We start from the raw sequence: 25,244 nt of genomic DNA, 5'->3' as shown, positions 1-25,244 counted from the left end.
TTATTATTTTTTAGACTTGTTTAAAATTTCTCTAATATGCTCGCTATCCCAATGATTATCAAACTCTACAATTCCTCTTTTAAAATCTTCATTTAAAAATTTTTCTTGCTGTTCTAATTCCTTTCTAGCTTTAAAAATATAATCATCTTCTCGTTTCGTTTCTGTAGCTAATCGTCTAAGACTTTCTACATCATATTTAATAAAGTTTTGAACCTGCCTATTTAACGTATATTTTCTAAAACCCATTTTACTTAAAACATCTTTTGCCAAAACTAAAGAGGTTTCTAAAGATTCTCTATAAATATTTTGTTCTCCGTTGTTTAAAAGTTCGTATGCATCGTACCTGTTTTTAGTACGAATCATTAATTCTACTTGCGGATATTTCTCTTTTACAATTTTACTAATTGCTTTCGAAACACTAATTTTATTAGTAGCACAAATAATAATTTTTGCTTCTGCAATACCTGCAGATTCTAATAAATCTTCTCTTGTAGCATCGCCATAATACACTTCGAAACCCATTTTCCTTAGAAAATCTACACGATTAGAATCGTGATCTAAAATAGTAGCTTCTACACCATGAGATCTTAAAAATCTTCCAATTGTACTTCCAAAATGCCCAAAACCAACTAAAATTATTTTTTGAGATTTCGCAATATGATCCATAGGTCTTTTTACAGATTCTTTTGTACCTACTTTTGGTAAAATAAAGCGTTCATTCACAATGCTAATTATTGGCGTTATTGCCATACTTAATGCTGTAATAACAAGTAGCATGTCCATTTGTTCTTGCTCTAAAATATTTAGACCAAAGGCAAAAGACAGTAACACAAATGCAAATTCACCAACTTGTGCCAAACTAAACGTTAATAATAATTTCTGATCTAATTTTAACTTAAAAATAGAACCAGTAATATATAAAACCAACCCTTTCATTACAATAATTGCAATTAGAACTCCGCCGATAGTAAAAGGACTTTTAGCAATAACAATAAAATTAATTGATGCACCTACAGCCATAAAAAACAGCCCTAAAAGTAAGTTTTTAAAGGGTTCTAAAGTACTTTCTAGCTCGTGTTTAAACTCACTGTTAGAAAGAACAACACCACCTAAAAAAGCACCTAAAGCCGGACTTATACCAACAAATTCCATTAAAAATGAGATTCCGAATACAATTAACAAAGCCGCAGCAATTAACAACTCTCTTACGCCAGTTTTTGCAACTTTTCTTAACATTGGCACCACCAAATAATTACCAACTACTATAATTAAAATAACAGATAAAATGATAGCCAAAGTTTGAAAACCTATTGGTAAACTTTCTAATAAATTAGAAGATTCTGAATGTGTATTTGTGACTTTTGTTGATGCTGAAGTAGAAAGTAGCGGTATAAAACCCAACATAAATATTACAATAATATCTTGAAATAACAATATAGAAAATGCAGAAGTACCAAAATTGGTATCCATTAAACCTTTTTCTTTAATTGTTTGCATAGCAATTGCTGTAGAAGAAAGTGCTACTGCCATAGAAATTACTAAAGAAACTTTCCAATCGAAACCAAGAAAAGTAAATAACAAGTAAGAAAGTAACATTGTAACAGCAACTTGTATTCCGCCCATTCCTAAAATGGTTTTACGCATTTTCCAGAAGTTTTTGGGTTCTATTTCTAAACCAATTAAAAACAGCATCATTACAACACCAAATTCTGCAAAATGAAGTATATCCTCGCCTTCCTCTCCAATAAAACCTAAAACATATGGTCCTATTAAAACACCTGCCAATAAGTAACCAATCACAGAGCTTAGTCCTAATCGCTTAGCGATAGAGACACAAATAATGGCTCCAAGCAAAAACATTATAGCTTCAAAAAGTAAACTTCCTGTCATTTTTTACTCGTTTTTAAGTTGCGGATAATCATTTATAAATGACGTTTGTTCTACGTTATTTAATAAAACATCAGACTTTAATAAATCTATCAGTTTTCCGTAATTTAATTTATAGCTTTCTAATTTTTCATCAGAAAGATTGTGAGTTCCCATAACAGCAAATGGAGGTAAATAATTCATACCGCACAAATTTGCAGTTTGCTCAAAAGGTCTTAAAAATTGTGCTACGGTAAAACTATTGTATCCTGCAGAACAGTAAACTTCTTTAGAACCACCAGTTGTAATAGCGTTTAAACAAATTTTATTATGCAACGCTTTTCCTTGTGGCCCATAAGCCCAATTAAACTCAAGAACCATATCAATCCATTGTTTCATTAATGGCGGGCAACTATACCAATAAAAAGGATGATGCCAAATTATAATATCGTGCGTATTTAAAAGTTCTTTTTCAAATTTTACATCAATATGAAAATCTGGATATTCTTCATACAAATCATGTACTGTTACGTTTTCTATATCTTTAATATGATTTATTAAAACCTTATTAACTCTAGATTTCTCGTAGTTTGGATGAGAAAATAGCACTAAAACTTTTTTCATTTTTGATACGTTTTTGTAACGTTTAAAGCCTAATTAGAAATTAAATCGAAAGAAATTTTAATTCCTTGTATAATCATTCCGGTACCAATAATTGCAATAATTAATCCCATAATTTTACCAATTACAGAAATGATATTATTACCAACAATTTTTACAATTAAATCGCTAATTCTAAATGTAAAATAAGTTAATAAACTCATAGAACCAAAGATAGCAATTACCATAAATAACTGTAAAGGTGCTGCATTAGAAACAAAATTCATTGCGGTTACAATAGTTCCAGGACCAGCAAGTATAGGAATTGCTAAAGGAGAAACCGCAATATTTTCATCAATATTTACATTTTTTATACTCTTAACATTCGATTTTTTAGACTGCAACATCTCAAAACCAATAAAGAATATTAAAATTCCGCCAGTAATTTTAAAAGCCGGAATACTAATATTAAATAATTCGAAAATATATTTTCCTAAAAGGATAAATACAGTAACAATAATAAACGCAATAATATTTGCTCGTTTATTAATATCTCTTTTTGTTTTTTTATCTGCACCTTCTGTTAACGACAAAAATACCGTCATGTTAGAAATAGGATTTGTAATCGCAAAAAAGCCGGTAAATACTGTAATTGCAAACGTAATTAAGTTATCCATTTAATATAAATTTATTTTTTTAAAGGATCTTGATTACCCTTGTATCTTTTATTGATAATTTGCAGAATCACAAAAATTATCTTTAGATAAATGTACAATAAGATTTTTTAAAACACGATTATATAATGCGATTAGTTATTTCTAATAATTCTGATATTTTAACTTCATCATAAGCATTTAGAGGTGTATAACTAAAGCCATCTTTATCATTATCAAAATACTTACCTGACTCATTTTTATTTGCTTCAGATATTGCTAAATCATAAAGAATAATTGGACGCATATAACGATTCATCATATCGTTATAAAAGGCTTGGAAACTTGGTGCTGCTAAATGACCTTCCGAACGTTCATCTAACATCATTCCATAACGATTTAACTGTATACCATAAGGTGCACGCTTGGGGATTTTAGAATTTACAGCGTCTTCTAAATACTTACAGAATTCCGCTAAGCGTTCCACATCAAAAAATTGCGCCACATAAACACCAGGAATAATTTCTTCCCATAAATCGGCAACAGCATTTTCTTTTTCTGGGTTTTCCCAAGCCTCATATATTGCTTCTCGCAATTTTGGATCAAGTAGCGATGCATCAGGAATTAGTAAATTGTCTTTGTTTTCCATTTCCCATATTGCCCATACTTCTTCTAGTAATTTTCTGTTGTTATTCCAAAATTGTGATACTGAAGGTTCTCGATTTAATGAAGCCTCACGAGTTGGTTGCATAAGTGCACGTGCTTATTATAGTGCATTGGTATTTGTTATTGTTTTCATATCTAATTTTTTAGATTCTTTTTTGAATATCGATAACTACTAGTTTCTGCATTTAGCTTTTATAATCAAATTACATTATGAATTGAAAAAGCCACACATAATATTAAATATTTGGTGGCTTCGTCTAATAATAATCGATACTTGGGTTTAATTATATTTTAAAATTAAAAGTTATTTTGAAGTCACTTTATAATTTCCGTTACTTCTAATATAAAGCACCGTTTCTTTTTCTGCTGAAATAATTGAAGTTGCATTTTCTGCTGCTCCGAAATAAGATGGTACGTTTAATTCCTTTTTAGCTTCTTTTTTAGAAAACTGATGTGAAATTCCACCAGAAATAACGACTGCTCTAAAATTTGAATTTACTTTTTTTCATTTTTCCTTTAAAACCAGCTGGTAATTTTATTAGAGAAGCGCGTAATTGATTTTTTTTGTGACTTCCCCATAAAAAGGCAGTTTCTACATTACTTTTTTCTGAAACCCATTCAATATCATCGGCATTTAACCAAACTAAATTGGTTTTATCAACATTAACAGGTCTTTCTCCATTATCAAAAGCTTCTGATGTTGGCTTTACCAAATATGGTCCTTCTTGTATATCTAGAAAAGCCATGTTTTCCTTACCATCTGCTGCAGTAATATGTGCTTCTCCTGCTGGTTGTTGCCAATAAGATCCTGCAGGTAGCCATTGTTTTTCTGCATTTTCATCATCATTATGCAATAAACCTTTAATTACCACTCCGCGATATGTGATATTATGAATATGTGGTGGAGAAGAAAACCCTTTATTGAATTTCACTAAAAAACCTGCTGGTTCGTTTTTGGTTCTGTCTCCCCAAAGTTTTCCTGCTGCTGGACTTTTATCGCCTCGTAACGGATTTAACCAACCCCATTCTACAGTATCTGCAGTTACTACTTCGTTTGTAGACTTAATATTGTCTGTTGTTGGTGTTTGTGCATTGGTAAAAATACTTGCTATTAGTGCTAATGCGAATAAGATATTTTTTTTCATGACATTAAATTTCAGGAGAAATACGAATTATATTTCAGTGAATAATTCACTTTCTGGCAATCTAGATTTTGGTGTTTTATCTGTGGAATTAAAGTCAGAATCTGCTCTGTAACCTATAGAAACAGCAACTAAAGCAGTAAAACCTTTTTCTCTTAAACCAAATTCTTCATCTAATACTTTTGCATCAATACCTTCCATTGGAGTAGCATCAATACCCAAACTAGCAACACCTAATAAAAAGCTTCCTATGTTTAAGTAAACTTGTTTTTCCATCCAGTGTTGTTGGTCTTTTAAATCGTATTTGTGAATCCCAGCAAACGCTTTAACAGCTCCTAAAAACCCGTTTTTTATGTCTTCATTTGGAAATCTACCATTCTTATCTTCAGTATCTGCAATATGTTGGTAATAAGCATCATCTGCATCAATTTTAGAACAGAATAATACAACTGCTGATGCATTAGTTACTTTGGGTTCATTAAAATGAAAGAAACCTTGAGTTCCTTTTGCAATACGTGCTTTACCTTCTGTAGTTTCTGCAACTATAAAGTGCCAAGGTTGCAAGTTTACACTCGATGGGCTCATTCTTAATAAATTTTTGACTTCTGTCATATCTGCTTCAGATATTTTTTTTGTTGAGTCAAATTCTTTAGTTGTGTATCTCCAGTTTAATGTTTCAGTTAAATTCATTTGTATATATTTTTATTAAGTTGATTTTTTAATTATACTATAAAAAGTATAGTGCAAAAGTAATTAGAGAATCTAAAACACACAATAACGGTCGAAAAGTATAGTACAAATTATTTCAACAAAAAACCACCTAAATACGACAATATCAATACATTTAGACGAATGTTAAATTTACTATAAAAAGTATAGTTGTATAAATAATGATAGTATACTACCTTTGCATAAAATTTAATAAAAGCTAATATGTATAAATTAAATGGTAAAGAATATCCTTGTTGTGCGAGTTTAACTATGGGGTTTATTGGTGGAAAATGGAAAACAGTTATTCTATTTCATCTAAGAGAAAAGACACTTCGTTATAACGAATTACGTAAAGAAATGCCATCGGTTACAGAACGTACATTAAGCTTACAATTAAAAACTTTAGAAGAAGATGGCTTAGTTAAACGTAAAGTTTACACTTCTAAACCGCCTTTAAAAGTAGAATATTCTTTAACAGATTTTGGTAAAAGTTTAATACCTGTTGTGCAATCTATAGCAGATTGGGGAAATTATGCTGTAGAAAATTATAAAAAAATTAGTTAGGTTTTATTCAATCTCATTGCTATAATACCATTAAATTACAACCTCTGATATCTGAATTGTCGAAACGCCCTATAATTTCAAAAGAATTATCTGTATAGACTTTACCAAGGTCTTGCGTAGCAATAAAAGAACAAGAGTTATAATTGGCTAAATCAATAACATTAATTCCGCCATTTTTACCATGCGAATTAATACTTAAAGCATCTTCTGTATCTCTTGTTAAAATTTGCATCCATGGTGGTGTATTAAAAATTCCGTTTCCTTTAGAATATCCCTGACTTAGTAATTCTGTCATTCCGTATTCTGAATGAATTTTATTAACACCAAAACCAGATTTTAAAATTTTATGCAATTCTTCTCTAACCAATTCTTTTCTCCTTCCTTTCATTCCACCGGTTTCCATAACAATGGTATTATTTAATTCGAATTGATGTAAATCAATTAAATCTAACAAAGCAAAAGAAACCCCAATTAAAAGTACTTTTTCGCCTTTAGCATCTAATTCTTTAAGCTTTTTTGCCAATTCTTCTAAATTATTTAGGTAAAAACCACTTTCTGGTTTTTTTGATTTTATAATTAAATCATCAACCATAAAAACCAAAGAAGAACCTGTTCTTTCTAAATAGTTGGGCAATAATGCGAGTACAGTATAATCTTCTATATTTCCGTAGAAATAATCAAATCCTTTTAAATAACTTTCTTTATAAAGATTCACATCTGTAACATAATGCTTACTTGTAATGCTACCTGTTGTACCAGAACTTGTAAAAACAGTATCAACTTCATCTAAACTTGCAATTACCTTTTTACTTTTAAAAAACTGAATTGGTAAAAAAGGAATCTCTTCTACTTTAGAAATATCTGATGGGTGAATGTATAATAAATCGCAAAAAGACCTGTAAACTCTATTATTTTTAAATTGATGTTTAAAAACCTCTAAAGCAACTTGGTTAAACTCTTCTGCTGTATGTATGTTAAAAATCTTGTCTGTCATAACTTATTGCAAAAATAAGATTAATACACGCAACCTTTAAAAACTTTTTGCATCTTATAGAAAAGTGATTGATTGTGAGGCTATTTTATCATAAAATATACGTCGCTTTTATAATTGCTAGAAAACTATTACACAACTATTGCTAAAAAAACTTAAATTATGAGAAAATTGAAATTAAAAAAAGAAATTTTATTACTACTAACAATTTTTACAATGATCTCTTGTAATGTTAATAATGACCCTGAAAATGTAGTCACAGAACCCGAAACTAGTCTGTTGTTAGGTAATTGGATAAACCCAACTTACAATAATGAAACAATAACGTTTACGAAAGCAAACTCTTTATCTGATAATGAAGCTGGAATTTCTTTTAAAACTAATGATAAATTTATAGAACGAACTTCTGGTTGGTGTGGTACACCACCTTTATCTTATTTTGATGTTGAAGGTAGTTGGCAAGTAACAGAAGAGGGTTTTATAAAAATAAACAAAACTTCCTTTCCTGAAAACATACAATGGCAAGTGCTTAAAATTTCTGACAGTAAACTTGAGGTTAAAAGAGCACTTACAGAACAAGAAATTGATTATCAAAAATTAATGGAGCTTTTTACCGAAATTGAAAGCTTAAGTTACAGTGAAACTTGTTCTAATGCGTTAGATTGGACTTTTGTTGGTTATGGTTCTAAAGCTTGCGGCGGTTTTCAAGGTTATATTCCTTATTCTAAAAATATAGACACTAATTTATTACTAAATAAAATTGAAGTTTACACAAATGCAGAAAAAGAGTACAATAAAAAATTTGGTATTGTATCTGATTGTACTATCATTTCGAAACCGAAATCTGTAGAATGTCAAAACGGATATCCAACACTTAAATATTAATTATGAAAAAAATTCTATTATTAATCTCAATTACACTTTTGTCATCTTGTCTTAATTCAGATGATTTACCAAATTACAGATATGAATTTCTTAAAATAGATGAAGCTACAACACCAAACAGTTTTACTTTTGGAGAAAAAGACACTATAAAAATAAAATATACCTTACTTAATAGTTGCTATAATTTTGATAATATTTATTATGAATATCAAGATTCTACTAGAATTGTTGCCGTTAGATCTTATGTAAATTTAGATAACGATTGCCAAGAAGTAACTACACAGAAAGAATATGATATCATCGTAAATGTAGCCCAAGAAGAAGACTATATTTTTAAATTCTATAAAGGTGTTGATATTGATGGGGAAAGTATTTTTGAAGAAGTAATTATTCCTGTAAACTAAAAGCATCAAACTAGAAAAACTCATAAAAGATTGCTGCCAACAAAAGTTAGCAGCACAATCCAAAGTTTATCAGTTATATGCTGATAAGCTTTTTCCATTATGTTTAAAATATTCTAGAAATTATCAAGACGCAGAAGACACGTTACAAGACAGTTTTTTAACCATTTTTAGTAAAATAAAACAATATAATAATAAAGGATCTTTCGAAGGATGGTTAAAAAGAATAACCATAAATACAGCGCTTCAAAAATACAGGAAAAAAGCTTCTTTAGAAATTGTAAAAGATGTAACTGAAACTGATAGTATAGAAGATGTTGCTTTAGATTATGAATTATTTAGTTTAGATATTTTACTGGCCTTTATACAGCAATTACCAGATAGATATCGATTGGTATTTAATCTTTATGTACTAGATAATTATTCACACAAAGAAATAGCCAGTCTTTTATCTATTTCTGAGAGCACTTCTAAATCTAACTTACATAGAGCTAGAAAAATTTTGAAAATTAATTTAGAAGCACATTTGCAAAAAGACACAAAAGCGTAGGTAATGGATTCAAAAGATATAGACAGATTATTTAAAGAAAATCTAAAAAATTTAAAAGCTACTCCAAATAAAAGAGTTTGGACTGCTATTGAAGGAAAACTAGTAAAAAAGAAGCGAAAAACATTCCCTTTTTGGTGGTTTTCTAGTGGAATTGCGGCTTTGTTTTTATTGGGGTTTTTTCTATTTACAAGAACCAATAAACAAGAAATTTTAAATATTGATGATGTAATTACAACAACCAAAGAAGAAAATAAAACACCAATAAAATACAACTCTATTGTTATAGATACTTTTAATTCTAAAAAAAATAACAAAGAGAAAATTCAGTTTGCTAATAAAAAAAATACAAATCAAAAAAGAATTAAAAAGAAAAGCTTTACAGAATTAAAAAGAAACTTTATCGCTTATTCAAAAAAAATAAATAAAAGAGAAATAAAAACGACAGAAAAAAACTCTACCTCTTATGCTGATGAAAATATTGATCTTAAAAAGAAAACAAAATCTAATTCGAAAACTTCTATTTTAAATGAAGTTAAAAAACGACAGAAAAATTTAGTTACCATTACAAATAAAAACAAAAATAAAGTAGAAAATAAAAAAGCTTGGTCTGTTAACCCTGTTATGGCGATTTTAAGTTCTAATTCTTTTTCTGACACATCGCCAATAGATGCTAATTTATCTAATTCTACGGCAGGTAAAAACTCTATTTCTTACGGTGTACAGGTTGCCTATAAAATTAATGATAAATGGAGTATTCAATCTGGAATTCATCAACAAAAAACAAGTTTTCAAAATACAAATATTATTATAACAAACGCGCCTTTAAATAGTGCTTCTTCTGCTATTTTTAATAATAAGAATTCTTTAAATTTTAACAGTAATTTAAATGATAACTCAATGACATCTGGTGTTTCTTTAATAAATACAATAACTTCTAATGGAAGCTTAAGGCAAGAATATGGTTATATTGAAATTCCATTAGAAATAAAATATAATTTAAATAACCATAATAAATTTAAAACCCAACTGGTAGCAGGTTTTAGTTCTTTATTTTTAAATAGAAACAAATTAAATTTAAATTCAAGCACGCTAAAAAATTCTGGTTTTGCAAGTAATTTAAACACAGTAAATTTTAGTGGAAACTTAGGCGCAGACTTTAGTTATCACCTAAATAGTAACTGGTCTATAAATATAAATCCTATGTTTAAAGCACAGCTAAATACTTTTAGTAAAGACTCTAATGGCTTTGCTCCTTTTAATATTGGTATTTATACAGGTTTAAAATATAAATTTAACTAGCGTTTATGTTAGTTCATCGAAAAAATAGACAAACATTTTTCGTTTCATATTATTTTTATCTTCCAAAATTAATATAAATGAATTTATCTAAAAATACATATAGAACTATTACAGGTGTTAAAGAAGTTGTAGAACTAACAAAAAGAAAGTACCACCAATGGTTAGTGTATCAAGATAATAAACCTGCTTATTTTGTAGATTTTTACGATTTAAAAGAAGAATCTAACGCAATGATGAATAGTTTGGTTTTGTGCACAGACAATACTATAAACGAGGTTTTAGAACTTATTAATAAACGCAATAATATAAATTTATCTATTCCTAAAATTTCTAGAATTGGTTTGAAAAAAAAGATAAAATCAGAACAAGCAGAATTAGATTTAAAACCAATTCCTAAAAAATGGTTGGCTTATTCTTTATAGATTTTTACAACTAAATTTCCTTTTTCATCCATAGATGCTCTATACATACCAGCGGTATTAAATTCAAAAGACATATTACCGTTTTTATCTAGAGCTACAACTCCGCCAGTTCCACCAAGTTTAGTTAATTTATCTTGTATAACATTTGAAGTTGCCTCTTTTAAAGATTTCTGCTGATATTCCATTTGAGCAGAAATATCATAAGCAACTTGAGATCTAATAAAGTATTCTCCCCAACCGGTAGAAGAAACACCACAAGTTAAATTATTTGCATACGTACCAGAACCAATTATTGGTGCATCACCAATTCTTCCCCAACGTTTATTTGTCATTCCGCCAGTAGAAGTTCCTGCTGCAATATTTCCGTTTTTATCAAGAGCAACACAACCAACTGTACCAAATTTTGCATTTTTAATATCTGCATCATAAAAAGCAGCTTTTTTATCATTGTGGTCTAATTCTGTCTTATTTTTATTTTTGATTCTCTTTAAAGATTCAAACCTTCTATCAGTAAAAAAATAACTTGGGTCTACAATTTCCAATCCTTTTTCTTTTGCAAAAATTGAAGCTCCTTTACCAGATAACATTACATGATCTGAATCTGTCATAATTTTAACTGCTAATTCAATCGGACTTTTTACATTGGTAACACCTGCAACTGCGCCAGCATTTAGTGTTTTACCATCCATAAAAGATGCATCCAACTCATTGGTTTCTTCATGCGTAAAAACAGCTCCTTTACCTGCATTAAACAATGGAGATTCTTCCATTACTTGTATCGTTTTTACAACGGCTTCTTGACTTGTACCACCATTTTTAAGTATTGTATGCCCAACAGTAATTGCTTCTTCTAATTTTGCTTTGTAGGCAGCTTCTTTTTCATCAGACAAATTTTTCTTTAAAATTGTACCCGCACCACCATGAATTATAATTGCAAAATCATTTACTTTTTTTGTGTTTAAGGTTTCTTTTTTAGTTGATTCTGATGTACAGCTTAACAAAAAAGCAAAGGTTACAATGGCAATAAAGAAGTTTTTCATTTTTATAATTTGTTTAAAATTAAACAAATTATATCATTTTTGTTTAATTTATATATGTCTAAAATAATTCGTAATTTCGAACTTCTAAATTAAACAACTAAAACGTAATAACAAAATGACGGATTTTGGAATAAAAAACGCCTTACAAGAATTAGGTTTAAAAGATATAAATAATGGTACATCTACCGGTTCTAATAACTTTTCTAACGGAGACGTTATCGAATCTTACTCGCCAGTAGATGGTAAATTAATTGGTAAAGTAAAAACGACTACCAAAGAAGATTATGAGAAAGTGATGGAAACTGCAACAAATGCATTTTTATCATGGAGAAATATGCCTGCACCACAAAGAGGAGAAATTGTACGCCAGTTTGGTAATAAATTAAGAGATTTAAAAGAACCTTTAGGAAAATTAGTTTCTTATGAAATGGGAAAATCTTTGCAAGAAGGCTACGGAGAAGTTCAGGAAATGATAGACATCTGTGATTTTGCTGTAGGTTTATCTAGACAATTAAACGGACAAACAATTCCGTCTGAAAGACCAGGACATGTTATGAGAGAACAATGGCATCCAATTGGTGTTGTTGGTATTATTTCTGCATTTAATTTTCCGGTTGCAGTTTGGGCATGGAACACTGCTTTGGCTTGGATTTGTGGTGATGTTTGTGTTTGGAAAGCTTCTGAAAAAGCACCTCTTTGTTCTATTGCTTGCCAAAGTATAATTGCAGACATTTTAAAAGAAAATAATTTACCAGAAGGAATTTCTTGTATTATAAATGGAGATTATAAAGTAGGTGAAATGATGACTGCTGATACTAGAATTCCGTTAGTTTCTGCAACAGGTTCTACAAGAATGGGAAGAATTGTTGGCGCAAAAGTTGCCGAACGTTTTGGAAAATCTTTATTAGAATTAGGTGGTAACAATGCCATTATTATTACACCAACTGCAGATTTAAAAGTTGTAGTTCCAGGTGCAGTTTTTGGGGCTGTTGGTACTTGCGGACAACGTTGTACATCAACAAGAAGGTTAATTATTCACGAATCTGTTTATGATAAAGTAAGAGATGCAATTGTTGGCGCTTATAAACAATTAACTATTGGAAATCCTTTAGATGAAAAAAATCATATTGGTCCATTAATCGATAAAGATTCTGTAAATACATATTTAGAAGCTATTGAAAAAGCGAAAAATGAAGGAGGAAATGTTTTAGTAGAAGGAGGAGTTTTAGAAGGCGAAGGTTACGAATCTGGTTGCTATGTTAAACCCGCAATTATAGAAGCAGAAAATCATTTTGAAATTGTACAGCACGAAACTTTTGCGCCAATTTTATACTTAATGAAGTATTCTGGTGAAGTTGAAAATGCAATTGAAAAGCAAAATGGTGTTGCTCAAGGTTTATCATCTGCAATTATGACCAACGAAATGAAAGAAGCAGAGAAATTCTTGTCTTATTCAGGTTCAGATTGCGGAATTGCAAACGTTAATATTGGTACTTCTGGTGCAGAAATTGGTGGTGCTTTTGGTGGCGAAAAAGAAACTGGTGGCGGTAGAGAATCTGGTTCTGATGCTTGGAAAGTTTATATGCGTAGGCAAACAAATACTATAAATTATTCTGATGAATTGCCTTTAGCACAAGGAATTAAGTTTGATTTGTAAAAGAAATTCAATTTTATAAAATAATAAAGCCTCAACTCTAATAAGTTGAGGCTTTAATTTTACTTGATATTTAAAATTCCGTTTTTAAGAACAACTTCGATATTTCCTAAAAAAGGCACATTTTCATTTCTTTTCTTTTGAAGGATTTTTATAAGTTTTTCTTCTTTATTTACACCAAAAGAAGCTTTAATTTCATTCATGTTTAAAACAGTATTATGACCAGAAATATCCATAGAGAAATTAGTTTCTACTACTTTATAGAAACTTAATTTAGAATAATCTCCTTTTAAATTAAATTTTGTGAAGTTTTTACTAAAATTATACAGGTAAAGTTTGCTATTAAAATCGTTAAAATCTACATTTTTACCAACTTCGCCAATTTGAATTTTAGAGGTTTCTGTAGCTATACTCATATTGGATACTTCTCCAATTACAACTTTATTCATATCTAAAAACTCTATTCTTCCGTTATTAATTTCTTCAGCTTGAAAAATTCCATTCGAAGCAATAATTCTATTTTCTTTACCAAGAATTTTTTTGAATTTGAGATGTGTTTTAAAAGAATTTAATATGAAAGATTTTTCAATATCATATTTAAATTCAATTTTAGAATGAAGGGTTTTTATCTTAATTTTTACATATTTAGGTACTTTTATTGCAAAATACTGCTTAAACTTTCTTACCGATTTACCCCAATCTTTGTTAGGATTCTCTATTTTAAGTTTTTTAAAATAATCATCTACGTAAGAGCCTTTACTAAAACCAATTTCTTTTAAAAGAGAATCTTTAGATTTATATTGATACTGATTTTTCTTTATCGTAGAAAAAATGTCTCTAATATATTTTTTATAAGCTTCTAAACCTATATCTAAACTATACAATTCACCTAAATACATTGAGTTTTTTACATTAAGTTTTACTGTATTATCTGTTTTAACTGAACTTGCATTTAATCCGTTAAAAACTTTAAATTGAGTCTTTTTTGAATCTTCATCAAATAGAATAAAATAATCGAAATGAATTTTATTATCATTAGACTCTTCAAAGACAATGGATACGTTGTCAATATCAATATCTAAAGTTGTGTAATTATCAACATTATAACTTTCTTTTAATACTAATTCTTTTTTTTGCGCAAGGGTTATACTTGTTATTGAAAGAAATATAATACTAAATATAAATGGTTTCATTACTGGTGCTTTTTGGGTTCAACTCTTTAATGTGCTCATTAATTTCTTTAATTAATTGCAAACGTCTTTGCAGGTTCGTTATTAAAGATTCTAATAAATTAATATCGTTTGGAAAACCTTTTAATTGTTTTGTAATTTTTCCATATTCTAATTTTGATTTCTCTAATTTTTCTTCATATTTATTTACTAAAATTGTGTCTGTTGCTATTTCTTTAAAACTATTCCATTCGTTATTTATAGAATTTAAATAGTCTTTTTCAATAGCTTGCATTTGCAGTTCGATTGCTGATTTTTGAGTCAAAGAAATCGTATTTTTATAAAGCAACACACAAGAAATTATCAACAATAAAGAAGCAACTATTTTTAAAAATTTATAACTCTTTTTAGGTTCTTTTTTAGGTTGATGTTCACCTAATTTTTTGATAAAATCTTCACGATGATTTTTTGGTAAATCTTTTTTAAAATCATTTTTTACCTTAAATAAATCTCTAATATCACGTTCCATATTCTTCATTTTTTAAAAGGTTTCTTAACGCCAATTTTCCTCTTCTTAATTGGGTTCTAGACGTTTTTACCGGTATTTTTAATATTTCGGATATTTCTTCATGATCATAACCTTCTATTAAATATAACTTTATAACTATTTGATATTTAATTTTTAAACAATCTATAGCATACAGAATTTCTTTTTTATCAATATTTGCATCAAAATTCCAATTCGTATCATCTAAAATTTCTAAAGGATAATTATCTAAAGAAATAGTTTCTAATTTTTTCTTTTTTAATATATCAATACAAGTATTAATAACTATTTTCTTTAACCAAGCACCAAAACTGTTGTCCTTCTTATAAGATTCTAGATTAAAAAAAGCTTTTAAAAAAGCATCTTGCATTGCATCTTTTGCTTCTTCTTCATTTTTAAGATACCTACATGCTATAAAAAACATCGCTTCACAAAATAAATCATAGAGCTTTATTTGAGCTTTCTGATTCCCTTTTTTGCTTTTTGAAATTAAAAGATATAATTCTTTAGACATTAATTAGTTGGTTCTATTATTAAAAACGAAAAAGATAATTAAAGGTTTCATTTTTCTTAATTTTTATTTCTAAAAATTAAACTATCTTTAATTCTTTTAGTCTAAAGTTCATGAAATCAGCGCACATTCAACATTTATATAACAGAATTGGTTTTGGTATTTCACCAAAAGAATTGGATCGTTTATCAAAAAAAAGTAAAAAAAATGTTATTAATGAACTTTTTAAAGCTTCAGAAAACACAACTATTTTACACGGTGATACTTCTTTTTTAAATGGTAAAAGCTATCAAGATTTTAAAAAAGAGCGAAAAAAACTTCAGAAAATAAGTAGAAAAAAAGTAAAAGAATTTTCTACTGCTTGGTTTACAAGATTAAATAATCCTACAGAAATTTTACGTGAAAAAATGACCTTATTTTGGGCAAATCATTTTGTTTGCGAAAGTAAAAACATCTTGTTTGCAGAGAGTTACAACAATGTACTTCGTGAAAATGCCTTAGGTAATTTTAGAGATTTTATAAAATTGGTTTCTAAAGAAGCTGCAATGCTTGGTTACTTAAATAATAAACAAAACAAGAAAAAAAGCCCGAATGAAAACTTTGCACGTGAATTAATGGAACTTTTTACGCTTGGTCAAGATAATTATACAGAACAAGATATTAAAGAAGCTGCACGTTCTTTTACGGGTTATAATCATAAGCTTAAAGGTGAATTTATCTTTAGAGAAAAACACCATGATAATAATGAAAAAATATTTTTTGGTAAAAAAGGTAATTTTAATGGTGATGATATCATAGATATTATTTTAGAACAAAAACAATGTGCTAGATTTATTTCAGAAAAAATTTACCGATATTTTGTTAATGAAAACATCAATACAAAGCATATTGATGAGATGATTGATGTGTTTTACAAAGATTATAATATCGAAAATTTAATGCGTTTTGTATTACTTTCTAAATGGTTTTATGCGGAAGAAAATATTGGAACTAAAATAAAATCGCCTATAGAACTCTTAGTTGGTATAAATACCATTGTACCTTATAAAATTGAAAAAAAGAACCAAATACTGTTGATTCAAAAATTGTTAGGACAAATATTATTGAGTCCGCCTAATGTTGCAGGTTGGAAAACTGGTCGAAATTGGATTGACAGCAACACCATTGTAACGCGCTTACGTTTGCCTTCTATTTTGTTAAACAATGCAGAAATTGCTTATTCAGAAAAAGGAGATGAAGAAACAATGATTACTAATTTTAAGAAAAGAAAATTAAGAAAAAAAGCTTTTATAAAAGTAAGTGCAGATTGGAGTTCTTTTGAAGAAAATTTTAAAAATAAATCGAATAAAGATTTGGTACATCTAATAATTACATCAAAAATAAATAAAGGCACAGCAGAAATGTTAGATAGAAATGAAAAACTGTCTAAACATGATTTTGCTGTACAATTAATGAGTTTGCCAGAATATCAACTTTGCTAAAATAAGAACACATGAAACGTAGAGATTTTTTAAAACAATCAACTTTTGCTTCTGGAATGTTTTTTGTGCCTCAATTTTTAAAGGCTTTTGAGCACAACACCAACTCGATATTTAGCAATAAAAAAGTAGTTATTATTCAGTTAAAAGGAGGTAATGATGGTTTAAACACAGTTGTACCTTTTAACAACGATATTTATTATCAACAAAGAAATAATATCGCCTTAAAACAAGCAGATTTATTTAAAATTTCTGATGAAGTCGGGCTTCATAAAAGCTTACAACCTTTACAAAAATTGTATGACAAAGGTTTTCTAAGTATTATAAATAATGTTGGATATCCTAACCCTAATTTATCTCATTTTAGAGCTACAGATATTTGGCAAACTGCTAGTGATAGTAATGAGTTTTTACAAAACGGTTGGGTTGGGCGTTATTTAGATTTTATTAAAGGAAACCCTTACACTGCTATTGAAGTAGATGAAAGTTTGTCTTTAATGATGAAAGGAAAAACACAAAACGGATTAGCAATTACAGATTCTAAAATGTTTTACAATTCTATGAAAGCACCGTTTTTTAACAACGTTGTTTCTAACTATAATGATGCGCATCTAAGTGAACATAATTTAGGGTATTTGTATAACACCATGATTGATGCAAAATCGTCTGCAAAACATATTTACGAAAAAACGAAAACAAAAAACTCTTCTGCAGAATATCCAAAAAATTTATTTGGCAAACAGTTAAAAAACATTTCTCAGTTTATTAATTCCGGATTAGAAACGCAAGTATATTACGCAGGTTTAAGTGGTTTTGATACACATGCTAACCAAACAAATACACAAGCAAGATTATTGAATTTGTATGCAGAAACTATGGAAGTTTTTATAAATGATTTACAAAAAAATAACACTTTTGATGATGTGCTTATTCTTACATTTTCAGAATTTGGTAGACGTGTAAAACAAAACGAATCTAAAGGAACAGATCACGGAACAGCAAATAATGTTTTTCTAATGGGTAAAAACCTTAAAAAACAAGGTCTATATAATAATTTACCAAATTTAGCAAACTTAGATAAAAACGGAAATTTAAAATACGAAATAGATTTTAGAGAAATTTACGCTACTATTTTAGACAAATGGTTAAAAGTAGATGATACAGCTATTTTAAACAAATCGTTTTCTAAATTAGGATTTATATAAAACTTGATATTATAAAAATAATCTGCTAAATTCGTTCGACTTGTAATTGTATAATTAACAAGGTACTATAAATATATTTTTAAGGCATAAATATTATTGTAAAGAACAATGATCTCACTTAATAAGACGATAGCGTATACCCAAAATTGGAAACCTACTTTTTTGATTGCTTAATTGTTAGGTACAGTAATTCCGGTTTTGTTAATTACCTTAGAGCCTTTTGATAATAGTAATAGTTTTTCATATAAATATTTAATTCTTTCTGGTTATTCCGTTAGTATAATAATACCGATTTTAATATTTCATCCTATAGAAAATTACGTTTACAAAATTCAAACAAAACGATGGTTTATAGTAAACGAGTGTATTTATATTATTAGCACATTATTTGTAATATTTATTTTTTCTTTCTTTTATCACTTCTTTGTAATTAGCGGTTTAACTTCTTTTACTTATGAATTAATTTGGAGTTTTATAAAATCTTTTGGAGTACCTTTTACACCGATTGTAGTGCCTTTGTGGCTTTATTTACGCTCTAAATACGGTCAAATAGAAGTTCCTGATTATGATAAATCGAGCACTAAAAAGCTTAAAAAAATTACTATTAATGGAACCAATAAATCTGAAACCTTAACAATTTTTGAATCGGATTTTATTTTTGCAAAAGCCCAACAGAATTATGTAGATATTTATTTTAATACAGATAAAGGTATGCAACAAAAAACCTTAAGAAGCACGCTATCTAATATTATAAAACAACTACCTAAAGCTTGGCAAGTGCATCGCTCTTACTTAGTAAATTTAGATTATCTTAAAACTGTAGAAGGCAATGCTAGAAAACGTTTTATAAGAATTACAACAACCGAAGAGACTATACCAATTTCTCAGGTTTACTATAAGGCGCTTAATAAAAGACTTTCAAATTCGTCCCAAGAAATTCAAAAATAGCCCGTGTATTTCAATTTTAACCCAAAAACCTCAGGTTAATCACACTCTTTTTTTTCATTTGTTTTAATGTGTTCTATTTGTTGTGAACTTAAAAAACTAACAAATGAAAACTCTTAATTTTTTTACCGCAGTAAGTTTATTACTACTACTAACAAGTTGTTCTTCTAGTAAATATGTTAACTATTTAGAAAATCATACAGAAGTTATTAAAATGACAGATTCTCTTCAATTTAATTCACTTGATGATAGCTTCTATAATAAAAATCTATTTTTAGTAGGCGAAGTTCATGAAGTTCAAACATCCCCAAGAATAGATTTCGCAATGTTTACACAACTTAACCAGAAAATGCATGTTGATACTTATTCTAATAAAATGGTTAGCTTAAATACGTTGTATATAGATTCTAGATTAACTGTTGATAGTAAAGCGTTACCAAAGTTTATGCAAGATAAAGGCAAAGCATTTACTAAATTTAAGTATTCTTAAGATAATAGGTTATTTATGTATATTGAAGGTATAGCGGATTATAAAAAAGTTACAGAACCAAACTCGATTAGCTTACTTAAATTAGATGCTACAGATTCTCCTTATCTAAAATCGTCTAGAGGTACCAAAGTTAAAAAACTTATAACTATTTGGGATGCTTACGTTATTATTGATGGCACATCTACAACAGACTATGCACAATATATTTTGTTTGTTAGAAATGCAGATTGGATTAAGCCTGATGAAAATTAGATAAATAAAAAAGAGCTTACCATAAATGATAAGCTCTTTTTTTATTTTATAAAACTAAGATTAGTTGTTTAACGCTTCTGCACCACCAACAATTTCAAGAATTTCATTTGTAATTGCTGCTTGACGTGCTTTGTTATAAGTTAATAACAATTCGTCTCTTAAATCTTTAGCATTGTCTGTTGCTTTATGCATTGCAGTCATTCTTGCTCCGTGTTCAGATGCAAAACTATCTCTTAATGCTTTATACAATTGCATTTTTAAAGATTTTGGTATTAAAGCCTCTATAATTTCTTCTTTAGAAGGCTCAAAAATATAATCAGAATTTACAGCACTTGCATCACCACCTTCAATTGGTTTGATTGGTAAAAATTGCTCTACCTGAGTAATTTGTGTAGCGGCATTTTTAAATTGATTGTAAACAATTTCAATTTTATCATACGTACCATCAACAAATAACTCCATTAAGTTTTCTGCAAGAGAAGCAACATTACTAAAAGTTAAATCATCATAGATATCACTTCTATTGGCTGTAACATTATATCCTTTAGATAAAACATCATTTCCTTTTTTACCTATTGTAAATAAATCTACAGAAGTATTGCTATATTTTTCGTTTATAGTTTTTACTACTTCTTTTGTAATAGAAGAGTTAAAACCACCACATAAACCTCTATTAGAAGTAATAACAACTAATAAAACTTTAGAAACATCTCTTTGTTTAGAATATTCTCCACTAGCATCACTTTCTAATGTTGCACTTAAGTTTTGCAACAATTCTGTAAGTTTAGAAGAATATGGGCGCATAGCAGTAATAGCATCTTGCGCTTTTTTCAACTTTGCAGCAGATACCATTTTCATGGCAGATGTAATCTGCATTGTAGATTTAATAGAAGTAATTCTATTACGTATTTCTTTTAAGTTAGCCATACTATGAGTATTTTATTATTCCCGCTTTCGCGGGAATAATAACTATATGTTATGCAAATTGCTTAGAAATTTCTTTAGCTGCTGCCTCTAAAACATCAGTAGCTTCGCCTGTTAATTTACCAGACTTTAAAACATCTAAAGTATCTCTATGCTTTGCGTTTAAATAATCGATATAATCTTTTTCGAATTTCTTTACTTTTTCTACAGGAACATCTTTTAGTAAGTTCTTAGAACCTGCATAAATAATTGCAATTTGATCTTCTACAGAAAAAGGATCGTTTTGAGCTTGCTTTAAAATTTCAACATTACGTTGTCCTTTAGAAATTACACTCATTGTTGCAGCATCTAAATCTGAACCAAACTTAGCAAAAGCTTCTAATTCTCTAAACTGAGCTTGATCTAATTTTAATGTACCAGATACTTTTTTCATGGATTTAATCTGAGCGTTACCACCAACACGAGATACAGAAATACCTACGTTAATTGCTGGACGAACACCAGAGTTAAATAAATCTCCATCTAAGAAAATCTGTCCATCAGTAATCGAAATTACGTTTGTTGGAATATATGCAGAAACGTCACCCGCTTGTGTTTCGATAATTGGTAATGCAGTTAAAGAACCTCCACCTTTTACGATTCCTTTTAAAGAATCTGGTAAATCGTTCATTTCACTTGCAATTTTATCATCATTAATAACTTTTGCAGCACGTTCTAATAATCTAGAGTGTAAGTAAAATACATCACCAGGATAAGCTTCACGTCCTGGAGGTCTTCTTAATAATAAAGAAATCTCACGGTAAGCAACAGCTTGTTTAGATAAATCATCATAAATAATTAAAGCTGGTCTTCCAGAATCTCTAAAATACTCTCCAATTGCAGCTCCGGCAAATGGTGCATAAACTTGCATTGCTGCAGGGTCTGATGCATTTGCTGCTACAATCGTAGTATAAGCTAAAGCTCCTTTTTCTTCTAACATATTTGCAATTGCAGCAACTGTAGAAGCTTTTTGACCGATAGCAACATAAATACAATAAACTGGCTCACCAGCATCGTAAAATTCTTTCTGATTTAAAATAGTATCTAACGCAACTGTAGATTTACCAGTTTGACGGTCTCCAATAATTAACTCACGTTGACCTCTACCAACAGGAATCATTGCATCAATAGATTTGATACCTGTTTGTAATGGTTCTGTTACGGGTTCTCTATAGATTACACCAGGAGCTCTACGCTCTAAAGGCATCTGATAAGTAGTACCTTCTATTGGTCCTTTACCATCAATTGGGTTTCCTAAAGTATCTAAAACACGTCCTACAACTCCTTCACCTGCATTTAATGAAGCAATTCTTTCTGTACGTTTAACAGTAGAACCTTCTTTTACTGATGTAGCAGTACCTAACAATACAACACCCGCGTTATCTTCTTCTAAGTTTAATACGATTCCTTCTAGACCTCCTTCGAACTCTACTAATTCACCATATTGAACATTAGATAGACCGTAAACACGTGCGATACCATCACCTACTTGTAAAACAGTTCCTACTTCGTTTAAAGTAGCTTTAGCTTCAAAATTTGTTAACTGTTCTTTTAAAATTGCTGATACTTCAGCTGGTTTAATACTTGCCATCTTTTATGATTTGATGTATAATTAAATTTTTGGAATGAAATGACTGTTGTCAAATTCCTTTCTTAATTCGTTTAAATAATTAGAGATACTTGCATCATACTGCACATCTCCAACGCGTAGAATAAATCCTCCTAAAATATCTGGATTTATAACATTTTCTAGATTTGCTTTGTTACCTGTTAATGCTACAATTTTATCTAAAACTTGTTTTTCTACTTCTTCTGTTAAAGGCACAGCTGTTGTTACCTTGGCAACCTGCGTACGCTTTAAGTGATCAAAAACAATTGCATATTTTTGTGCAACTGGGCGCAACATTGCAATTCTTTTGTTATCTTTTAACAAATGAAATAAACCTAGTGTAATATTGTTTACTTTACCCTGAAACAATGCCGTTAGAACATTCATTTTGTCTGATGCTTTAACAATAGGGCTGTTTAACATTACCTCTAAATCTTTGTTCTCTGCAATGGTAGCAGCTACTAACGACATATCGTCATTAACCGCAGCTTCAGACTTATTGTCTAATGCTAGATTTAAGATTGCTTTAGCGTAACGTAATGCTGCTCTTGCGTCTTTCATTTATACTTAGTTTAAAGTAACTTCTTTTAAAATACCTTCTACTAAATCTAGTTGGTCTTTTTTGTTAGATAATTCTTTTTTAATTACAGATTCTGCTATACCAATAGATAATTCTGCAACATTCTTTTTAATTTCTGCTAAAGCTGCTTGCTTTTCTTGCTGAATAGAAGCGTTTGCCTTTTCTATTAAATTTGCTGTAACTTCTTTTGCATCTTCTTTAGCATCAGAAATAATTTTGTCTTTTATTTCTCTTGCCTCTTTCATCATTGCATCTCTTTCTGCTCTTGCTTCTTTTACAAGCTTTTCGTTATCTGCTTGTAAATTTTGCATTTCTCTACGTGCATTTTCTGCAGCTTGTAAAGCATCTTCGATACCATTCTCTCTATCTTCTAAAGAGTTTAAAATTGGTTTCCAAGCAAATTTTTTCATCAAAAATAATAAAATTATTAAGATGACGATTTGCATAAAGAACAACCCTGGTGAAAAATCGTTTAATAAAGTTTCCATGCTATAAACTAATTATATTGTTTTTTGTTTAATTTAAAAACACTTTCTGTAACCAACCGTTACAGAAGAGTGTTTTTGTTTCTTTTTTAGGAAATTATGCTTTCCCTAAGATTAATGCACCAAATGCTAAACCTTCTAATAAGGCTCCAATGATGATCATTGCAGTTTGAATTTTACCAGCTGCCTCAGGTTGACGAGCAATACCTTCCATTGCTTTTCCACCGATTTGACCTAATCCAATTCCACCACCGATTACGATTAATCCTGCTCCAATTAAATTGTACATACTAATTGATTTTTAAATATATTAATTAAACAAATTCTAATTCTTCTTTTGTACTTGATTATGCATCAAGATTTCTAATGATGATCGTGTTCTTCAACAGCCATCCCAATAAATAACGATGATAACATCGTAAAAATAAACGCTTGTAAAAAGGCTACTAAAATTTCAATAACCATAATAAATAATGCCAACACTAAAGACATACCTGTAGACGCTACTGGCCCAAAAGCTTCTTTCATTGTTACCATTAAAGCAATTAAACTCATTACCACAAAGTGGCCTGCTGTAATGTTTGCAAATAAACGCACTAATAAAGAGAAAGGCTTAATTAAAATAAAACCTGCCAATTCTATTACTGCTAATATTGGTCTTAAAATTACTGGTACACCTGGCATCCATAATGTGTGTGCCCAAAAATCTTTACTACCGTTTGTAATGTAAATTACCATTGTAAATAAAGCTAAAGCAACTGTAACTGCAATTTGACCTGTAACGTTAAAACCTAACGGAGTTAAACCTAACAAGTTCAAAATCCAAATAAAGAAAAATACCGTTAATAAAAAGCCCATAAACTTTTTATACTTTTTCTCTCCAATATTTGGTCTTGCTATTTCGTCTCTAACATAAATTACCAAAGGCTCTAAAACTCTACCAAATCCTTTTGGCACTTTTCTAGATTTGTATTGTTTTGCTAATGCAGAAAAACCTAAAAACATTAACAGAGAAGCAAATAAAATACCTACTACACTTTTTGTGATCGAAAAATCTAATGTTTTGTGAGCGTTTGTTGCGTGGTGTGTTTCATCAAAAGAAACAGCTGTTGCTCCTTTTTCTAATTCATAAATCTTACTATGAATTTTTGTGAATTTTAATCCGTTTTTTTCTACAATTACATGTCCATCATCATTATGATGAAATTCTGAAGACATAAAAGTTACTAAACCTTCGCTAGACCATAAAATTACAGGTAAAGGAAAACCAAAATGTTTTCTTTCTCCTTGATCTGTAGAATAAGAGAAAAAAGTAAAGTCGTGAGAATCTTTTAAGTGATGTTTAATATAATCAGTAACTTCTTCTTGTGTATTTACCTGACCACCATCGTTTTCCGAATGGCTTTTCTTACCTGTTTCTGAGGCAAAAGTTGTACTTGTAATAACCGCTATTACTGCTATTGTAAAAAACTTAATTATTTTTTGTGCAATCTTCATTGTAAAAATACGCTTTCTAAATTCGGCGCAAAGGTACGCAATAATTCAAAAGTACAAACCTTTTTTTCA

Annotated in this window: 30 protein-coding genes; 12 read left to right on the top strand and 18 right to left on the bottom strand. The window is 29.3% G+C overall.

Annotation, left to right across the window (positions count from 1 at the left end):
• Positions 1-3: 3 nt before the first annotated feature.
• From BXQ17_RS11285 to nfsB, 7 genes are all read right to left on the bottom strand, one after another.
• A complete protein-coding gene (locus BXQ17_RS11285; RefSeq protein ID WP_077810750.1) occupies positions 4-1,890 on the bottom strand; it encodes a monovalent cation:proton antiporter-2 (CPA2) family protein in 1,887 nt (628 codons plus the stop codon).
• Between the two features lie 3 nt (positions 1,891-1,893).
• A complete protein-coding gene (locus BXQ17_RS11280; RefSeq protein ID WP_077810749.1) occupies positions 1,894-2,490 on the bottom strand; it encodes an NAD(P)H-dependent oxidoreductase in 597 nt (198 codons plus the stop codon).
• Between the two features lie 29 nt (positions 2,491-2,519).
• Entirely contained in the window at positions 2,520-3,143 is a 624-nt protein-coding gene (locus tag BXQ17_RS11275; RefSeq protein ID WP_077810748.1) for a MarC family protein, read from the bottom strand.
• Between the two features lie 118 nt (positions 3,144-3,261).
• A complete protein-coding gene (locus BXQ17_RS11270) occupies positions 3,262-3,870 on the bottom strand; it encodes a hypothetical protein (protein ID WP_254712375.1) in 609 nt (202 codons plus the stop codon).
• 219 nt (positions 3,871-4,089) lie between these two features.
• Complete coding sequence (locus BXQ17_RS14645; RefSeq protein ID WP_254712422.1) at positions 4,090-4,245, bottom strand: DUF4437 domain-containing protein; 156 nt, start codon at positions 4,243-4,245, stop codon at positions 4,090-4,092.
• Positions 4,246-4,267: 22 nt separating this feature from the next.
• A complete protein-coding gene (locus tag BXQ17_RS11265; RefSeq protein ID WP_254712374.1) occupies positions 4,268-4,930 on the bottom strand; it encodes a DUF4437 domain-containing protein in 663 nt (220 codons plus the stop codon).
• Between the two features lie 27 nt (positions 4,931-4,957).
• Positions 4,958-5,617 carry an oxygen-insensitive NAD(P)H nitroreductase gene (gene nfsB, locus BXQ17_RS11260; RefSeq protein WP_077810747.1) on the bottom strand — a complete coding sequence of 220 codons (660 nt, stop codon included), beginning with the start codon at positions 5,615-5,617 and terminating at the stop codon, positions 4,958-4,960.
• Positions 5,618-5,860: 243 nt separating this feature from the next.
• Here nfsB and BXQ17_RS11255 point away from each other — a divergent pair, with 243 nt between their 5' ends.
• The gene (locus BXQ17_RS11255) at positions 5,861-6,202 is read left to right on the top strand and encodes a helix-turn-helix domain-containing protein (RefSeq protein ID WP_077810746.1); all 342 of its coding nucleotides are present in this window, start codon (positions 5,861-5,863) and stop codon (positions 6,200-6,202) included.
• Positions 6,203-6,221: 19 nt separating this feature from the next.
• Here the strand turns inward: BXQ17_RS11255 and BXQ17_RS11250 are convergent, their stop codons facing one another.
• Positions 6,222-7,196, bottom strand: coding sequence for an acyl transferase (locus BXQ17_RS11250; protein WP_077810745.1), 975 nt, complete (start codon positions 7,194-7,196; stop codon positions 6,222-6,224).
• A 159-nt stretch (positions 7,197-7,355) separates the two neighbouring features.
• Here BXQ17_RS11250 and BXQ17_RS11245 point away from each other — a divergent pair, with 159 nt between their 5' ends.
• From BXQ17_RS11245 to BXQ17_RS11225, 5 genes are all read left to right on the top strand, one after another.
• Positions 7,356-8,078 (top strand): hypothetical protein, encoded by a 723-nt coding sequence (locus tag BXQ17_RS11245; RefSeq protein ID WP_077810744.1) that lies wholly within the window; start codon positions 7,356-7,358, stop codon positions 8,076-8,078.
• Positions 8,079-8,080: 2 nt separating this feature from the next.
• Entirely contained in the window at positions 8,081-8,482 is a 402-nt protein-coding gene (locus BXQ17_RS11240; RefSeq protein WP_077810743.1) for a hypothetical protein, read from the top strand.
• Between the two features lie 4 nt (positions 8,483-8,486).
• Complete coding sequence (locus tag BXQ17_RS11235) at positions 8,487-9,029, top strand: RNA polymerase sigma factor (RefSeq protein ID WP_077810742.1); 543 nt, start codon at positions 8,487-8,489, stop codon at positions 9,027-9,029.
• A gap of 3 nt (positions 9,030-9,032) precedes the next feature.
• Positions 9,033-10,328, top strand: a complete 1,296-nt coding sequence (locus BXQ17_RS11230) for an outer membrane beta-barrel protein (RefSeq protein ID WP_077810741.1) — start codon at positions 9,033-9,035, stop codon at positions 10,326-10,328.
• A 77-nt stretch (positions 10,329-10,405) separates the two neighbouring features.
• The gene (locus tag BXQ17_RS11225) at positions 10,406-10,750 is read left to right on the top strand and encodes a hypothetical protein (RefSeq protein WP_077810740.1); all 345 of its coding nucleotides are present in this window, start codon (positions 10,406-10,408) and stop codon (positions 10,748-10,750) included.
• Here the strand turns inward: BXQ17_RS11225 and BXQ17_RS11220 are convergent.
• Complete coding sequence (locus tag BXQ17_RS11220; RefSeq protein ID WP_149025901.1) at positions 10,738-11,790, bottom strand: isoaspartyl peptidase/L-asparaginase family protein; 1,053 nt, start codon at positions 11,788-11,790, stop codon at positions 10,738-10,740. The genes BXQ17_RS11225 and BXQ17_RS11220 overlap by 13 nt on opposite strands.
• 115 nt (positions 11,791-11,905) lie before the next feature.
• On the opposite strand from BXQ17_RS11220, the gene BXQ17_RS11215 reads away from it, so the two are divergent.
• Positions 11,906-13,447 carry an aldehyde dehydrogenase family protein gene (locus BXQ17_RS11215; protein ID WP_077810739.1) on the top strand — a complete coding sequence of 514 codons (1,542 nt, stop codon included), beginning with the start codon at positions 11,906-11,908 and terminating at the stop codon, positions 13,445-13,447.
• A gap of 59 nt (positions 13,448-13,506) precedes the next feature.
• On the opposite strand, the gene BXQ17_RS11210 is transcribed toward BXQ17_RS11215, so the two are convergent.
• Genes BXQ17_RS11210 through BXQ17_RS11200 form a run of 3 tightly spaced genes read right to left on the bottom strand, consistent with a single transcriptional unit; the run spans position 13,507 to position 15,674 of the window.
• Positions 13,507-14,637, bottom strand: a complete 1,131-nt coding sequence (locus BXQ17_RS11210; RefSeq protein WP_077810738.1) for a hypothetical protein — start codon at positions 14,635-14,637, stop codon at positions 13,507-13,509.
• Positions 14,618-15,142, bottom strand: a complete 525-nt coding sequence (locus BXQ17_RS11205) for a hypothetical protein (RefSeq protein ID WP_077810737.1) — start codon at positions 15,140-15,142, stop codon at positions 14,618-14,620. The genes BXQ17_RS11210 and BXQ17_RS11205 overlap by 20 nt, the downstream gene beginning before the upstream one ends.
• Positions 15,132-15,674: an RNA polymerase sigma factor gene (locus BXQ17_RS11200; protein ID WP_077810736.1), complete on the bottom strand. Its 543-nt coding sequence runs from the start codon at positions 15,672-15,674 to the stop codon at positions 15,132-15,134. The genes BXQ17_RS11205 and BXQ17_RS11200 overlap by 11 nt, the downstream gene beginning before the upstream one ends.
• A 110-nt stretch (positions 15,675-15,784) precedes the next feature.
• Between BXQ17_RS11200 and BXQ17_RS11195 the strand changes: the two genes are divergently transcribed.
• From BXQ17_RS11195 to BXQ17_RS11175, 5 genes are all read left to right on the top strand, one after another.
• Positions 15,785-17,152 (top strand): DUF1800 family protein, encoded by a 1,368-nt coding sequence (locus BXQ17_RS11195; protein WP_077810735.1) that lies wholly within the window; start codon positions 15,785-15,787, stop codon positions 17,150-17,152.
• 11 nt (positions 17,153-17,163) lie between these two features.
• On the top strand, positions 17,164-18,354 hold the full coding sequence (locus BXQ17_RS11190; RefSeq protein WP_077810734.1) for a DUF1501 domain-containing protein: 1,191 nt from the start codon (positions 17,164-17,166) through the stop codon (positions 18,352-18,354).
• A 174-nt stretch (positions 18,355-18,528) separates the two neighbouring features.
• Positions 18,529-19,302 carry a LytTR family DNA-binding domain-containing protein gene (locus tag BXQ17_RS11185; RefSeq protein WP_077810733.1) on the top strand — a complete coding sequence of 258 codons (774 nt, stop codon included), beginning with the start codon at positions 18,529-18,531 and terminating at the stop codon, positions 19,300-19,302.
• Between the two features lie 103 nt (positions 19,303-19,405).
• Positions 19,406-19,789, top strand: coding sequence for a hypothetical protein (locus BXQ17_RS11180; protein WP_077810732.1), 384 nt, complete (start codon positions 19,406-19,408; stop codon positions 19,787-19,789).
• Positions 19,790-19,804: 15 nt separating this feature from the next.
• Positions 19,805-20,041, top strand: a complete 237-nt coding sequence (locus tag BXQ17_RS11175; protein WP_077810731.1) for a hypothetical protein — start codon at positions 19,805-19,807, stop codon at positions 20,039-20,041.
• A 60-nt stretch (positions 20,042-20,101) separates the two neighbouring features.
• On the opposite strand, the gene atpG is transcribed toward BXQ17_RS11175, so the two are convergent.
• The 6 genes from atpG to atpB form a co-directional block, all read right to left on the bottom strand.
• Positions 20,102-20,968 (bottom strand): ATP synthase F1 subunit gamma, encoded by an 867-nt coding sequence (gene atpG, locus BXQ17_RS11170; protein WP_077810730.1) that lies wholly within the window; start codon positions 20,966-20,968, stop codon positions 20,102-20,104.
• Between the two features lie 49 nt (positions 20,969-21,017).
• Positions 21,018-22,595 carry a F0F1 ATP synthase subunit alpha gene (gene atpA, locus BXQ17_RS11165; RefSeq protein ID WP_077810729.1) on the bottom strand — a complete coding sequence of 526 codons (1,578 nt, stop codon included), beginning with the start codon at positions 22,593-22,595 and terminating at the stop codon, positions 21,018-21,020.
• Between the two features lie 21 nt (positions 22,596-22,616).
• A complete protein-coding gene (gene atpH / locus BXQ17_RS11160) occupies positions 22,617-23,174 on the bottom strand; it encodes an ATP synthase F1 subunit delta (protein WP_077810728.1) in 558 nt (185 codons plus the stop codon).
• 6 nt (positions 23,175-23,180) lie between these two features.
• A complete protein-coding gene (locus BXQ17_RS11155; RefSeq protein ID WP_077810727.1) occupies positions 23,181-23,681 on the bottom strand; it encodes a F0F1 ATP synthase subunit B in 501 nt (166 codons plus the stop codon).
• 94 nt (positions 23,682-23,775) lie between these two features.
• Positions 23,776-23,967: an ATP synthase F0 subunit C gene (gene atpE, locus BXQ17_RS11150; protein WP_013620961.1), complete on the bottom strand. Its 192-nt coding sequence runs from the start codon at positions 23,965-23,967 to the stop codon at positions 23,776-23,778.
• A gap of 74 nt (positions 23,968-24,041) precedes the next feature.
• Entirely contained in the window at positions 24,042-25,175 is a 1,134-nt protein-coding gene (gene atpB, locus BXQ17_RS11145) for a F0F1 ATP synthase subunit A (RefSeq protein ID WP_077810726.1), read from the bottom strand.
• Between the last annotated feature and the right edge of the window lie 69 nt (positions 25,176-25,244).

This window comes from Polaribacter sp. BM10 (assembly GCF_002005425.1).
In the GTDB taxonomy this organism is placed as follows: Bacteria; Bacteroidota; Bacteroidia; order Flavobacteriales; family Flavobacteriaceae; genus Polaribacter; species Polaribacter marinaquae.
Note: the sequence above shows the minus strand (reverse complement) of the source record. Positions and strands in the feature narration are given on the sequence as shown.